Here is a 14,200-nt window from a genome sequence, read left to right on the forward strand (position 1 = left end):
CTGAGCTCACTCGCCCGCCAGAGCCTCGGCGCCGTGCAGCGCGCGGGCCTCGTCGGCCACGATACGAGCGATCAGCGCGCAATCGTCGAGCGAGAAGGTCAGCGGCAGGCGCATGTCCAGCAGGCCCGCCAGAATTGCATCCGTCCGCGCCAGGGATTGCGGCCGCGCGTAGCGCCAGCTGTCGTAGCGCGAGGTAAAGGCCACGGGCTCGGGCGCACCGAACCATTTCAGCTCCACGCCGCGGGCGGCGCAGCGGGCGGCGAAGTTCTGGATTTCCGCCGCACCGGCATCGGGCAGGCAGAACTGGATGGATGAGCCGACATAAGTGCCGCGCGGGTCGCGCTCGATCACCCGCAGGCCGGGGGTGTTGCGCAGGCCCGTCTCGATCACGCGGTAGCGTGCGTTCCACGCGTCGACCTGCGACGGCAGGCGCGCGAGCTGCGGGCGCAGGATCGCCGCGCGCAGGTTGTCCATGCGGCCCGAGACGTTGGGCGTGACGTATTTGACCCGCTCGAACACCTCGGGGGGCGGGGCCGCCTTGTGGCGCGCGTAGAGCATGTAGCTGCCGGACAGCATGATGGCGCGAGCCATCACCTCGGCGTCGTCGGAGACCAGAAAGCCCCCCTCGCCCGAGTTAATATGCTTGTAGGTCTGGCAGGAATAGCAGCCGATCAGCCCGTGGGTGCCGGACGGCTTGCCCTGCCACGTGGCGCCCATCGTATGGGCGCAATCCTCGATCACCGTGACACCTGCGGCGTCGCAGATCGCCATCAGCCGGTCCATGTCGCACAGATGCCCCCGCATATGCGACAGCAGCAGCACCTTGGCGCCGGTGGCGTCGATCTGCGTCTGCAGATCGTCCAGATCGATGGTCAGCGCATCGGTGCATTCGACAAAATGCGGCTCGGCATTCACCGACGCGATCGCGCCGGGGACCGGGGCCAAGGTGAAGCCATTGGACAACACCGTGTCGCCCGGCTGCACGCCAACGGCGCGCAAGGCGGCCCCCATCGCGTAGCCGCCAGAGGCCACGGCGAGCGCGTATTTCGAGCCGGTGAAAGCGGCGAATTCCTGCTCCAGCAGCGCGGTTTCGCCCAACTCGCCGGAGGCCACGTTGTAGCGGTGCAGGCGGCCATGTTGCAGGACCTGCATCGCGGCGGCGATGCCCTCGTCCGGGATCGGTTCCTGCTGCGTAAAACTGCCTTTGAAGATTTCTTGCATCGCGTCGGGCTCCCTTTGCGCGCGCAGCTTGCGGGAGCGCCGCGCGGGCGTCAACGGCGTGGCCTGCGACTTTTGATCTTGTGAAGCGCGGCTTCGATTTAGCCGATCAAACGCGCAACTATGCCGCCCAAATCATCGAAATGATCCATCAGCGCCTCGGGCTTCAGGCTGGCCACGTCGAAATCACCCGGGCCAAACGTCACCATCACCGAGGGCACACCCGCATTGGTCGAGGTGTCGCGGTCAGTCTGAGTGTCGCCCACCAGCAGCGCGCGGGCCGGGTCGCCGCCCGCGCGGGTGACGGCGGCGGTGAAAGGGGCCGGATCAGGCTTGCGCACGGGCAGCGTGTCGGCTCCAACGAGGCTGTGGAAGGCGTCGCGGAAGTCGAGCGCCGCCATCAGTTGTTCGGCCAGACCTTCGGGTTTGTTGGTGCAGATGCCCACCCGGTAGCCCGCGTCACGCAGCTGCGCGATAGCGTCCCGCGCGCCGGGATAGATCGTGGTGTGGGTCGAGATGTCGTCGCCATAGGCCTGCAGCAGGATCGGGTATTGCGCGTCGATATCGGCCTCGGTGTAGTCCACGCCCAGCCGCTCGAACCCCAGGGTCAACATCGCGCGGCCGCCCCGCAGGGCGGTGCCCGCATCGGTCTCGCGGGTCAGCACATCGCCGTGGCCGAGCCCCCGAAAGCAGTGATTGGCCGCGGCCAGAAGGTCACCGCTGGTGTCGGCCAGCGTCCCGTCGAGATCGAAAATGACTGTGCGCATGGGCCCTCGGGATTGTAACGCGGCGAAATCAGATGTGACGGCCCACGTCTTGCGCCGCCGCGCGATACCGATAGAACGGGCGTCTAAAGAAGGAAAGACCCTGAGATGAGCAGACCTACCGCTTTGATCCTTCTGGCCGCGGGCCAGGGCAGCCGGATGAACTCCGAGCTGCCGAAGGTGCTGCACCAGATCGGGGGCGCGCCGCTGGCGGTGCACGCGCTGAGCGCCGGGGCCGCATTAGAGCCCGCCCATGTGGTGGTTGTCACCGGACATGGGGCCGATCAGGTCGAGGCCGCGTTGTCGAAGCATGACGACACTTTGAGCTTCGCGCGGCAGGTCGAGCAGAACGGCACCGCCCATGCGGTCGATCAGGCCCGCGCGGCTTTGGAGGGGTTCGAGGGCGATGCGGTGGTGCTCTATGGCGACACGCCGTTCGTATCCGGCGAGACGCTTGAACGGATGGCCGAAGCGCGCGCGGAGGCAGATGTTGTCGTGTTAGGGTTCGAGGCCGCCGTGCCCGGGCGCTACGGACGGCTGATCACGGACGGGGCCGAGCTGGTGAAGATCGTCGAGGCGAAGGATGCCACGGACGACGAGCTGGCGGTGACATTGTGCAATTCCGGCGTGGTCATGTGCGACGCCGCGACCCTCTTCGGGTTGATCGCCAAGGTCGGCAACGAGAATGCGAGCGGCGAGTACTACCTGACCGACATCGTCGAGATCGCCCGCGCGGACGGGATGCGCGCGACGGTCGTTGCCTGCGACGAGGCGGAGACGCTGGGCATCAACACCCGCGCAGAGCTCGCCGCGGCGGAGGCCGCCTTTCAGGCGCGCAAACGGGCGGAAGCACTGGAGAATGGCGTGACGCTGGCGCAGCCAGAGACCACGTATTTTGCGCTCGACACCGTGCTGGGCCGCGACGCCGTGATCGGCCCGCAGGTCGTGTTCGGGCCCGGCGTCACGGTGGAAAGCGGGGCCGAGATCAAGGCGTTCTGCCACCTTGAAGGCTGCCATGTCGCCCAAGGCGCAGTGGTCGGCCCTTACGCGCGCTTGCGCCCCGGCGCGGAGCTGGAAGAAGGCGCGAAGGTCGGCAATTTCGTGGAAATCAAGAATGCGACCTTGGCCGAAGGCGCCAAGGTCAACCACTTGTCTTACGTGGGCGACGCGTCGGTCGGCGCGGGTGCGAATGTGGGCGCGGGCACGATCACCTGCAACTATGACGGCGTGTTCAAGCACCGCACAAAGATCGGCGCGGGCGCCTTCATCGGCTCAAACACCCTGCTGGTCGCCCCGGTTGAGGTCGGCGCGGAGGCGATGACCGGCTCGGGCACCGTGGTGACCGACGACGTGCCGGACGGTGATCTGGCCCTGTCCCGACCGCGGCAAATCAACAAGGCGGGATTCGCGCGCAAACTGATGGCGATGCTGCGCGCCAAGAAGATGAAAAAGGACGCGTAAATGTGTGGAATTGTTGGAGTTCTGGGTACCCATGAGGTGTCGCCCATCATCGTCGAGGCGCTGAAGCGGCTGGAGTATCGCGGCTATGACAGCGCCGGGATCGCGACCGTCAACGAGGGCGCGTTGGACCGTCGACGGGCGGTCGGCAAGCTGGTGAACCTGAGCGACCTTCTGGTACATGAGCCGCTGGCTGGCAAATCCGGCATCGGCCACACCCGTTGGGCCACCCATGGCGCGCCCAGCGTGACCAACGCGCACCCGCACCAGCGTGACGCGGTTGCGGTGGTGCACAACGGAATTATAGAAAATTTCAAAGAGTTGCGCACCGAACTTGATGTAGATGGCTACACCGCCGAAACGGAAACCGACACGGAAACGGTGGCGATGCTCGCGCAGCGCTTCCTTGATAATGGCGCAAGCCCGCGCGAGGCGGCGGAGAAGACGCTGGCGCGGCTTGATGGGGCCTTTGCGCTGGCGTTCCTGTTCAAGGGTGAGGACGATCTGATGGTCGCGGCGCGCAAGGGGTCTCCCCTCGCGGTCGGCCATGGCGATGGCGAGATGTATGTGGGCTCTGACGCGATTGCGTTGGCGCCGATGACCAACCGGATCACCTATCTCGATGAAGGCGACCGCGCGGTCCTGACCCGCAATTCGCTGGAGATCTTCGACGAGACCGGGCGGCAGGTCAGCCGCCCGATGAAGGTCCTGTCGATGGATGACACCCGGATCGAGAAGGCCGGGCACAAGCACTTCATGGCCAAGGAAATCGCCGAGCAGCCCGTGGTGCTGGCCGACGCGTTCAAGGCCTATCGCGGAGCCGACGGCAAGAGCATCACCCTGCCCTCCGGCGAGCTGGATTTCACCGCCTGCGACCGGATCACCATGGTCGCCTGCGGCACGGCCTTCATCGCCTGCCAAGTCGCCAAATACTGGTTCGAGCAGCTGGCGCAGCTGCCGGTCGAGGTCGATATCGCCTCCGAATATCGCTACCGCAAGCCGGTGATCTCGGACAAATCCTACGCGCTGTTCGTCTCGCAATCGGGCGAGACGGCGGACACGCTCGCGGCCCTGCGCTATGCCAAGGAACGGGCCGCGAAGATCTTGTCGGTGGTGAACGTGCCGGAAAGCTCGATCGCGCGGGAAAGCGATCTGGCCTTGCCGATCATGGCGGGGGTCGAGGTGGGCGTGGCGTCCACCAAGGCGTTCACCTGCCAGCTTTTGGCCCTGGCCGCACTGGCGTTGAAGGCGGGGCATCAAAGGGGTCACCTGGACGACGCTGAAATGGTCGCGCGGCTACAGAAGCTGTCCTTGCTGCCAGGCATCGTGAACCAGTCGCTCGCCCTCGAAGGCGCGATCGAGCGGGTCGCGCAGCTGATCGCGCCTGCCCAGGACGTGCTGTTCCTGGGGCGCGGACCGATGTATCCGCTGGCCATGGAAGGTGCGCTGAAACTCAAGGAAATCAGCTACATACACGCCGAAGGCTACGCCTCGGGAGAGCTGAAACACGGGCCCATCGCACTGATCGACAAAGAGGTCCCCGTGGTCGTCATGGCGCCCACGGACGAGCTGTTCGACAAGACCGTCTCCAACATGCAGGAGGTCATGGCGCGCGGCGGCAAGGTGGTGCTGATCACCGACGCAGCCGGCGCCGCGGAGGCCGGCGATGGCGTCTGGCAGACGATCATCATGCCCGATATCGACCCGTTCCTGGCCCCGATCCTCTACGCCGTGCCCGCGCAATTGCTGGCCTACCATACGGCGGTGGCCAAGGGCACCGATGTCGATCAGCCGCGCAATCTGGCGAAATCGGTCACGGTGGAATGACGCCGGAGGCGGCGCTTGCTCATCTCGAAGGGCTGGGCGATCCGGCCAAGGCGGCGGACATGGCCGCCTATCACAAGGTCGAGCGGCGCTATCTCGGCATTGCAAACCCGGTGCTCGACGCCTTGGCCAAGGCGTGGCGCGGCGATGATCTGGCGGCGCGCGTTGCGCTGGCCGACGGGCTGTGGCGCAGTGACACTCACGAGGCACGGGTCTGCGCGGCGAAGCTGTTGACGCAGGCGCGGCTGCGGCCCGATGACGGACCCGCGTGGGAGCTGATCAAGACCTGGGTGCCGGAATTCGACGCCTGGGCCATCGCGGATCACGCCTGCATGGCGGGGCAAAAACGGCTGGTCTGGGTGCCCGACCGCGTGGACGAGGTCGAGGCGTGGACGCAGTCCGATCACATGTGGACCCGCCGTGCGGCGTTGGTGATCACCCTGCCCTGGACGAAGCAAAACAACCCGAAACCCGCGGACGAGGCGATCCGGGACCGGGTTCTGGGCTGGGCGGCGGGCTATGTCAACGATCACGAATGGTTCATCCAAAAGGCCATCGCGTGGTGGCTGCGGGAGCTGTCCAAGCATGACGCGCCGCGGGTCGTGGCGTTTCTGGACGCCCATGGCGCGCGGATGAAGCCCTTCGCACGGCGCGAGGCCGCGCGCAAACTCTAGCTGCGCGCGACCGTCAGGGTCGGCAGGTCCGTCAGGCCCAGATCAAGTGCCCGCATTGCAGACAGCGAGATTTGGCTGCCCGCGGTGGGCGGGCCGTCGAGCGGGATCAGCGTAACCGCGACAACCGCGCCGCCTTCGGTCTCGATCGTGCCTTCGACCTCTGCATCGACCAGTGGCGTGCGCAGCCAGAAGCCCGGCTGGGTCACGTCGCCGAGGCTCGCGACAGTCGTGCCGAGCGTGGCCGCCCCGGCCGGGGCTGCGGTCGCTTGTGCCTTTTCGGCCGCCGTCGTGGTGTCGAGCGAGGCTGCACTTTGGCCCTCTGACCCGATTTCAACCGGGCGCGGCGCAGGGGTTGCGGCCACGTCGGTCGTGCCGATCGCGTCAAGCGGGGCGCCTGTGTCGGGCGCCGCCTCCGCCGGAGCGTCGGGCTTTTTGAACGGGTTGGGAAACTGTCCCCCGCAGGCGGCGAGCGACAGGGTCAGGGCGAGCGGTATCAGGATCGGTCTCATGGCAAAAAGATTAATTGGTAAAACTCCCGTCAGCAACGGCCTTACAAGGGTTGTGGCAACCTCTCGCCCGCATTAACGTTTCGCTATGTCTGCTCCTTTGATTGACCCGTTCCAGCGCGCGATCACCTATTTGCGCCTTTCCGTCACCGACCGGTGCGATTTTCGCTGCGTCTATTGCATGTCCGAGAACATGCAATTTCTTCCGAAGAAGGAATTGCTGACGCTCGAGGAGCTTGACCGGATGTGTTCGGCCTTCATCCGGATGGGGGTCGAAAAGCTGCGCATCACCGGCGGCGAGCCTTTGGTGCGGCGCGGAATCATGACGTTTTTCGAAGGCATGGCGCGACATCTGGAAAGCGGTGCGCTGCGCGAGCTGACATTGACCACCAACGGCTCGCAGCTGGAGAAATACGCCGATGCGCTTTATGCGGCGGGGGTGCGGCGGGTGAATATCTCGCTCGATACGCTCGACGAAGCGAAATTCGCCGAGGTGACCCGCTGGGGCCGCCTGCCCCAGGTGCTGCGCGGGGTGGACGCCGCCCTGCGCGCAGGGCTGCGGGTGAAGATCAATGCCGTGGCGCTGAAAGGCTTCAACGAGGACGAGCTGTTCGATCTCGCCGCCTGGTGCGCCGAGCTGGGTATGGATCTGACCTTTATCGAGGTCATGCCGATGGGTGATATCGGCAACGAAAACCGCATCGGGCAGTACTGGTCGCTGAAGGACCTGCGCGCGACGCTCGCCGAACAGTTCACCCTGACCGACCTGTCGGAGCGCACGGGCGGGCCCGCGCGCTACATGCGGCTGGAGGAGACCGGGCAGAAGATCGGGCTGATCACCCCCCTGACCCACAATTTCTGTGAAAGCTGCAACCGGGTGCGGATCACGTGCACGGGCGAGATCTACACCTGCCTTGGGCAGGAGGGCAAATCAGACCTGCGCGCGCCGCTGCGCGCGTCCGAGGGCGACGCGCCTTTGGAAGAGGCGATCCGGGCGGCCATCGGGCTGAAGCCGAAGGGCCATGATTTCGACTATTCCCGGCAGGAACTTGGCGGGCAGATGTCACGCCACATGAGCCACACCGGCGGTTGAACCCAAGCGCGGTAGCCATCACCGAACGGTAAGGGCTCTCCGCTCGGGATGGACGGTGTGTGATCAGTCCCTCCGCCTGCTTTCATTACAGACTAATGCAGCATCTGGCCTGAGATCGGCCTCTGGCCTTGATCCTTCGCCATCAGAAGCATATTCAAGCCCTGCACCTGGTTTGCAGTCAGCGGCTTGGGCAGGAACTTCTTGACCGCGCCGATCTCTTCCGCGCGCTTCTTGTTTTGCGGGCATTGCACCGAAGACACCATGAGCACCACCGTATCAGCAAGCTCTTCGCCGTGTTCGGCCATCGCCTGTTCGAGGAAGTCGAAGCCGGACCGTTCCGGCATGTTCACATCCAGCAAGATCACATCGATCTTCGGGCGCGCCTCCTCGCAAAGGTAGTCCAGCGCGTCATTGGGCGACAGGAACCCGATCACGTTCTTGCACAGACCCGCCTTCCGCAACACGCGCTCGTAGAGCACCTGATCCACACGTTCGTCATCGACCACCATCACGGTGCGGGCCTTGGGGGAAATATGCACGCGGCGTCTCCTCAACTGCATCTCTTCGCCCGGCAGGCATAGGGAGTAGCTGTGAAGTTTCCCTTAAGGTCCGCGCAGAAAATGCGCGCGCGGTCGCACGAGGTCGCGCGGCGGCATTGCGCCTGCGGTCGCTCGCCCAGCTGTACCCTTGAACTTCTGGGGGTGTTGGCCCGCGAGGCTGAGGGGGGCATCCCCCTCAAATCTCGCACATAAATCATGCGCGCCGAAGGCGCTCCTTTAGATCACGCCGCTTTCAGGCGCTGCTCGACGATCTCGGCCCACCAGGAGCAGCCCGCGGGGATCGCTTCGTCGTTGAAGTTGTATTCCGGGTGGTGCACGGCGGCGGTGTCGCCATTGCCGACCAGAATGTAAGCGCCGGGGCGTTCTTCGAGCATGAAGGCGAAATCCTCGCCGCCCATCACCAGCGGCGCGTCCTCGCAATCGCCGGAGACGCTGCGCGCGACCTCGGCTGCAAACTCGGTCTGCGCCTCGTGGTTCACCATGACCGGGTAGCCCTTCATGTAGTTCACATCCATCGTTCCGCCGAAAATGGCGGCGACGCCCTGCGCGATCTCGGGCAGGCGCTTGGCGGCCAGCTCGCGCATCTCGGTGGACATGGTGCGCACGGTGCCTTTGACGGTGACCGTCTCGGGGATGACATTGAAGGCTTTGCTTTCCGTCTCAAACGAGGTCACGGAGACCACGATCTGCTGCACCGGGTCCGCGTTGCGCGACGCGATCGTCTGCAGCGCCAGCACCAGATGGGAGGCCATGACAGTCGTATCAATGGTCTCCTGCGGCTTGGCGGCGTGGCCACCCTTGCCTTTGACGGTGATCTCGAACGTGTCGGTGGCCGCAAAGAACGCTCCGGGGCGGATCGCGAAACTGCCCACAGGTTTGCCGGGCCAGTTGTGCATGCCGTAGACCTCGTCGATGGACCAGCGGTCCATCATGCCGTCTTCGCACATCTCGCGCCCGCCGCCGCCGCCCTCTTCCGCCGGCTGAAAAATCACCACCACGACGCCGTCGAAATTACGCGTCTCGGATAGGTATTTCGCCGCCCCCAGCAGCATCGCCGTGTGGCCGTCATGGCCGCAGGCATGCATCGCGCCGGGGGTCTTGGAGGCGTAGTCGAGCCCCGTCGCCTCCAGGATCGGCAGCGCGTCCATGTCCGCGCGCAGACCGATGGTCTTGCCGGAGGTGTTCGTCTTGCCGCGGATCACGCCGACGACGCCGGTGCGGCCAATCCCCTCGACCACCTCATCGCAGCCAAAGGCGCGCAGCTTGTCGGCCACAAGGGCGGAGGTGCGGTGGGTGTCGAACAGGATCTCGGGGTTCTCATGGATATCACGGCGCCAGGCGGTGATCTCGGGCAGCAGTTCGGCAAAGCGGTTCTTGACGGGCATGGGGGCGGTCCTTTTCTGAACGTTCGTTCAGACAGTAGCGCATCGGGCGCGGGGCTCAAGCGGGTTGCTTGGCCTTGCCCCAGGACACCCCGTCGAGGATCGCTTCATCTATGGCGTCGCCGTGCAGAACCGACACATCGCCCGTTGTCTCAAGCACCACCGCGCGCACCCGCGACAGCTCCAGCGCGTTGGCCTCGCGCAGCTTGGCCGTCAGTTCCGCCCGGGTGACGCGCTCGGAGGCAAGGTTCTCCTCCAGCACCTTGCCCTCGTACATCAGAAACACCGGCGCATTGTCCAGGCTTTCGCCGAAAGGCAGCCACAGGCGCATCCGGGCGAGGGCGTGGCGCAGAGAAAAGAGAAAGACCAACGCCACAGGGCCAAGCCAGATCGGGGTCGAGGTCGACGTCATGATGAAGGCCAGGATCGAGCCGATCGCCACGGTCAGGGCAAAGTCGAACCCGGCCATCTTGGAGAACGACCGTAGCCCGTTGAGTCGCACCAACGCCACGATCACGACGATGGAAATCGCCACCCGGGCGAGAAGATCCAGCACGATCACTGGCTGGTCTTCTTGTAGGAGGCCCAGCCGCGGCAGAACAGGATGTAGGACATCAGCAAAATGAACAGGCACGAGATCACCCCGAGCAGGCGTTCGTACAGCCCGTCAATCGAGGTCGGCAGAAAGAAGAACACGGGCGACGAGAGCGCCCACAGCCCCGCCAGGACGTAGCAGGCGTATTTGGCCCATGTGCCGTGCCGCCCCGCGCCGCCCGCCATGGCCAAGGGCGCCACGAGGAAAAAGACGCCCAGCCCGTAGACCAGATAGATATGGATCACCGTGCCCTCGTTGTCGCCATCGCCATATTCGTTGCGCGCGCCGATAACGGTCACGAGTGCGGCGAGGATCGCGATGCTGATCAGGCCGACGGACCATCCCGCACCGCCCATATGCCCATGAGAGGCGGCGAGAGCGACGGCCAGCAAGCCTGCCGCAAAGCCGTAGAGCCCGTAATCCATGATCAGCTTGCCCTCACCCGCGGCGAGATCGGAAATCGTGTCGGACACCCAGTCGTAATTGGGGACGAAATACGGCCCGATCGCGGTGGAGACGAACAGGGCCACGCAGCCCAAGGCGCCAACGGTGGCGAGAAACATCAACAGGAACGGGCGGTCGGTTTCCGTCTGCAAGTCCTCGTCTCGGGCAGTGTCTTGTCCCACGCTGGCGCATCCTTTTCCGATCTGATTACCGGCCTAACGCCGGTCGCGCGGAATTGGTTGCGAAGGTGCGCCAAGGCGGGGCAGTGGTCAGGTGGCGAGATGATCCACGAGCTTCTCGATGAAATCCTCGCCCGCTTTGAGCTGGCTGACCGCCAAGAACTCGTTGGGCTGATGCGCTTGGGCGATGTCGCCGGGGCCGCAGATGATGGCGGAGTAGTCCTTCTCTTGGAACTGCCCGGCCTCGGTGCCGTAGCTGACCACATGAGTGCCGTTATCGCCGGTGATCTGGCGCACGAGGCGCTCGGCTGCGCCGTCTTGCTCGGGCTGGAGCGGCGGAACGTGGAAGCGTTGCGCGATCTCGATGCGGGTCTCTGACACGACCGCCTGCATGGCGGCCTCGACCTCGGCCACCTTGGCCATCAGGCGGTCGCGATACTGGGCAATGTCGTCGCCGGGCACCAGCCGGAAGTCGATGCCGAATGTGCAATCCTTGGCCGTGATATTATGGGCCGTGCCACCGGCGATCACGCCGGTATGAGCGGTGGTGAAGGGCGGGTCGAACTGTGCTGCGATCTCGGTCGGGGTGCGGGCGCGAATCTCGTCATTGAGGTCATTGGCCCACTGGATCAGCCGCGCGCCTTCCATGATGGCGTTGACGCCGGTGTGCATAAGGGACGAGTGCACCTCGAACCCGTGGATGTGGATCATCCAGCCAAAGCCGCCCTTGTGGCCGGAGACGGCCTTCATCATCGACGGCTCGCCCACGACGACCGCCGCGGCGGCGGGCAGGTGCTGGCGCATCTGGGCGATCATTGGCGGAGCGCCAAGGCAGCCCACTTCCTCGTCGTAGCTGAGCGCGATCTGGAGCGGGCGTTTCACCCCGCGCTCCAGCGCGCGCGGCACGGCGGCGAGCGCCAGCGCATCAAAGCCTTTCATGTCGCAGGTGCCGCGCCCGAAAAGCTTGCCATCCCTCTCGACCACGGTGAACGGGTCGGTGTCCCACGCCTGGCCCTCGATAGGGACTACATCCGTATGGCCGGACAGCACGACGCCCCCGTCAACCTCTGGCCCGACATTGGCATAGAGCGAGGCCTTGGTGCCGTCGTCATTATAAACCCGGGTGGCGCGCACGCCATGGCCGTCGAGATAGTCCTCGACCCAGTCGATCAGGTCGAGGTTGCTGGACGAGCTGACGGTCGGAAAGGAGACCAGTTTGTCGAGGATGGCGCGGGCGTCCATGGGCGGTTCTCCGGCTGATTACACGCGGAACCGTGAGGGGGCGCGGGGCGGGCGTCAAGGGCCATGCACAAGAATTGACCAATTGATCAATCCGTAACGTAAACGGCCCAGAAAAACCGTTGCCAGACGGGAAACTGGTGTTAACCTCAGGGCTTAACGACGAAGCGGCCCACCGGGGAGTGCGGCGGCCAACAGGGGGAACTGAATGCCTGACGGGCCCGCGCCAGTCCAAGAGCCTGTGCTTGATGTGCAGGGCCTTCAGACGGTATTCAAGACGCGCGGCGGCGAAGTTCACGCCGTCAACGACGTCACCTTCCATGTCAAACCGGGCGAGCTTTTAGGCGTCGTGGGCGAAAGCGGCTCCGGCAAATCGGTGACGATGATGTCGCTGATCGGCCTTCTGCCCTCGCCCCCTGCGGATGTGCGCGGCGGCACCGTGATGTTCGAGGGCAATGACCTGCTGAAGACCGACACCGAGACCTTGCGCAAGGTGCGCGGCGGGCGGATTGGCTTTGTCTTTCAAGACCCTATGACCTCGCTCAACCCGGTCTTCAACGTGGGCTTCCAGATCATGGAGCCCCTGCGCAAGCATATGGGAATGAGCAAATCGGCGGCCCGCGCCCGCGCGATTGAGCTGCTGGAGCTTGTCGGCATCCCCGACGCCGCGCGACGGCTGAAGGACTATCCGCACCAGTTCTCAGGCGGGATGCGGCAGCGGGTGATGATCGCCATTGCGCTGGCCTGCGACCCCAAAGTGCTGATCGCGGACGAGCCGACCACAGCGCTGGATGTGACCATTCAGGCGCAGATCCTGGAGCTGGTCAAAGACCTGCGCGAGAAGCTTGGCATGGCGATCATTTGGATCACGCACGATCTGGGCGTCATCGCGGGCATCGCGGACCGGGTGATGGTGATGTATGGCGGACAGGTGGTCGAACAGGCCCCGGTGCGCGAGCTGTTCGGCAACCCGCAGCACCCCTATACCCGCGCCTTGCTCGAGACGATCCCGACCGTGCGCGGCGCGCGGCCCGACAAGCTGAACGTGATCCAGGGCCAGCCGCCGATCCTCGGCGCGGTGCCCACCGCCTGCCCGTTCCGCGACCGCTGCGCCTTCCGGTTTGATCGCTGCGACCGTGAGAACCCCAAGCGGCTTCCCGCGGGCCCCGACCACGACGCCGCCTGCTTTTATGATTTCCAGACCGGAGGGCCCCGTGGCGCTTGATGAGCAAAAACAGCCGCTGGTCCGGGTCGAGAACCTGAAGATGCATTTCCCCATCTTCGGCGGGCTGATGCGCCGCCGGGTGGGCGAGGTGAAGGCGGTCGATGGCATCTCCTTTGATGTGTTCGAGGGCGAGACGCTTGGGTTGGTGGGCGAAAGCGGCTGTGGCAAGTCCACCGTGGGCCGCTCGGTCCTGCGGCTCTACGAGGTGACTGATGGCACGGTGACCATCGGCGGGCGCGACATCGCCCATGCGCCCCCCGAAGAGCTGCGCCAGATGCGCACGCAGATGCAGATGATCTTCCAAGACCCGCAGGCGTCGCTGAACCCGCGCATGACCGTGGGCGACATCATCGCCGAGCCCCTGCTGGAGCACCGCAAGATGTCGAGCCGCGAGCTTGACGACGCGGTGGGCGGGCTGATGGACCGTGTCGGGCTGAACCGCAACTTCGCCAAGCGCTACCCGCACGAATTCTCCGGCGGGCAGCGGCAGCGCATCGGGATCGCCCGCGCGCTGGCCTTGAGCCCCAAATTCATCGTCTGTGACGAGCCGATTGCGGCGCTGGACGTGTCCATTCAGGCCCAGGTGGTCAACCTGCTCGAAGAGCTGCAGGAGACGATGGGTCTGACATACCTCTTCATCTCCCACGACCTGTCGATGGTGCGCCATATCGCCGACCGCGTGGCGGTGATGTATCTGGGCCGCATCGTCGAGATCGCCCCGCGCGACGATCTCTATGATCGCCCGCTGCACCCCTATACCCAAGCGCTGCTCAGCGCCGTGCCGGAGCCGGACCCGAGCCGGGAAAGCACCACCGAGCGGGTGATCCTGACAGGCGACGTGCCGTCGCCGTCCAACCCGCCCCAAGGGTGCAACTTCTGCACCCGCTGCCCGCAGGTGATCGACATCTGCCGCCAGATAGAGCCAGAATTTCAGGAGGTTACCCCAGGTCGCTTTGCCGCCTGCCACCTGCTGGACCAAAAGCCCGAGAGCGCTGCCAAGGCGCCGAGCGAGGCCACATGAGCATCCAACAAGGAGAGA

General features: G+C 65.1%; 14 protein-coding genes. 6 read left to right on the plus strand and 8 right to left on the minus strand.

The window, feature by feature from the left end; translation table 11 throughout:
- Nucleotides 1–6: 6 nt before the first annotated feature.
- Nucleotides 7–1,221 (minus strand): DegT/DnrJ/EryC1/StrS family aminotransferase, encoded by a 1,215-nt coding sequence (locus C8N43_RS06165; RefSeq protein ID WP_107846261.1) that lies wholly within the window; start codon nt 1,219–1,221, stop codon nt 7–9.
- A 98-nt stretch (nt 1,222–1,319) separates the two neighbouring features.
- Nucleotides 1,320–1,985 carry an HAD-IA family hydrolase gene (locus C8N43_RS06170; RefSeq protein WP_107844764.1) on the minus strand — a complete coding sequence of 222 codons (666 nt, stop codon included), beginning with the start codon at nt 1,983–1,985 and terminating at the stop codon, nt 1,320–1,322.
- A gap of 105 nt (nt 1,986–2,090) precedes the next feature.
- Here C8N43_RS06170 and glmU point away from each other — a divergent pair, with 105 nt between their 5' ends.
- Genes glmU through C8N43_RS06185 form a run of 3 tightly spaced genes read left to right on the plus strand, consistent with a single transcriptional unit; the run spans nt 2,091 to nt 5,938 of the window.
- Entirely contained in the window at nt 2,091–3,443 is a 1,353-nt protein-coding gene (gene glmU / locus C8N43_RS06175; protein ID WP_107844765.1) for a bifunctional UDP-N-acetylglucosamine diphosphorylase/glucosamine-1-phosphate N-acetyltransferase GlmU, read from the plus strand.
- Nucleotides 3,444–5,267 carry a glutamine--fructose-6-phosphate transaminase (isomerizing) gene (glmS, locus tag C8N43_RS06180; RefSeq protein ID WP_107844766.1) on the plus strand — a complete coding sequence of 608 codons (1,824 nt, stop codon included), beginning with the start codon at nt 3,444–3,446 and terminating at the stop codon, nt 5,265–5,267.
- A complete protein-coding gene (locus tag C8N43_RS06185) occupies nt 5,264–5,938 on the plus strand; it encodes a DNA alkylation repair protein (RefSeq protein ID WP_107844767.1) in 675 nt (224 codons plus the stop codon). The genes glmS and C8N43_RS06185 overlap by 4 nt, the downstream gene beginning before the upstream one ends.
- On the opposite strand, the gene C8N43_RS06190 is transcribed toward C8N43_RS06185, so the two are convergent.
- Complete coding sequence (locus C8N43_RS06190) at nt 5,935–6,447, minus strand: hypothetical protein (protein ID WP_107844768.1); 513 nt, start codon at nt 6,445–6,447, stop codon at nt 5,935–5,937. The two genes, C8N43_RS06185 and C8N43_RS06190, sit on opposite strands and share 4 nt — an antisense overlap.
- Before the next feature lie 85 nt (nt 6,448–6,532).
- Between C8N43_RS06190 and moaA the strand changes: the two genes are divergently transcribed.
- Entirely contained in the window at nt 6,533–7,537 is a 1,005-nt protein-coding gene (moaA, locus tag C8N43_RS06195) for a GTP 3',8-cyclase MoaA (protein WP_107844769.1), read from the plus strand.
- Between the two features lie 92 nt (nt 7,538–7,629).
- Here moaA and C8N43_RS06200 read toward each other — a convergent pair whose 3' ends face one another.
- The 5 genes from C8N43_RS06200 to argE all read right to left on the minus strand — a co-directional run bounded on the left by C8N43_RS06200 (nt 7,630) and on the right by argE (nt 11,939).
- Nucleotides 7,630–8,076, minus strand: coding sequence for a response regulator (locus tag C8N43_RS06200; protein WP_158269925.1), 447 nt, complete (start codon nt 8,074–8,076; stop codon nt 7,630–7,632).
- A 242-nt stretch (nt 8,077–8,318) separates the two neighbouring features.
- Nucleotides 8,319–9,482 (minus strand): M20 aminoacylase family protein, encoded by a 1,164-nt coding sequence (locus C8N43_RS06205; RefSeq protein WP_107844771.1) that lies wholly within the window; start codon nt 9,480–9,482, stop codon nt 8,319–8,321.
- A gap of 55 nt (nt 9,483–9,537) precedes the next feature.
- Nucleotides 9,538–10,041: a DUF421 domain-containing protein gene (locus C8N43_RS06210; RefSeq protein ID WP_245912921.1), complete on the minus strand. Its 504-nt coding sequence runs from the start codon at nt 10,039–10,041 to the stop codon at nt 9,538–9,540.
- Nucleotides 10,038–10,700: a DUF998 domain-containing protein gene (locus tag C8N43_RS06215; protein WP_245912922.1), complete on the minus strand. Its 663-nt coding sequence runs from the start codon at nt 10,698–10,700 to the stop codon at nt 10,038–10,040. Before C8N43_RS06215 ends, C8N43_RS06210 begins: the two co-directional genes overlap by 4 nt.
- An 87-nt stretch (nt 10,701–10,787) precedes the next feature.
- Complete coding sequence (gene argE, locus C8N43_RS06220; RefSeq protein WP_107844772.1) at nt 10,788–11,939, minus strand: acetylornithine deacetylase; 1,152 nt, start codon at nt 11,937–11,939, stop codon at nt 10,788–10,790.
- Nucleotides 11,940–12,144: 205 nt separating this feature from the next.
- Between argE and C8N43_RS06225 the strand changes: the two genes are divergently transcribed.
- The gene (locus C8N43_RS06225) at nt 12,145–13,161 is read left to right on the plus strand and encodes an ABC transporter ATP-binding protein (protein WP_107844773.1); all 1,017 of its coding nucleotides are present in this window, start codon (nt 12,145–12,147) and stop codon (nt 13,159–13,161) included.
- Nucleotides 13,127–14,182: an ABC transporter ATP-binding protein gene (locus C8N43_RS06230; protein ID WP_107844774.1), complete on the plus strand. Its 1,056-nt coding sequence runs from the start codon at nt 13,127–13,129 to the stop codon at nt 14,180–14,182. Before C8N43_RS06225 ends, C8N43_RS06230 begins: the two co-directional genes overlap by 35 nt.
- Nucleotides 14,183–14,200 lie beyond the last annotated feature (18 nt).

This window comes from Litoreibacter ponti, assembly GCF_003054285.1.
Classification (GTDB): Bacteria; Pseudomonadota; Alphaproteobacteria; order Rhodobacterales; family Rhodobacteraceae; genus Litoreibacter; species Litoreibacter ponti.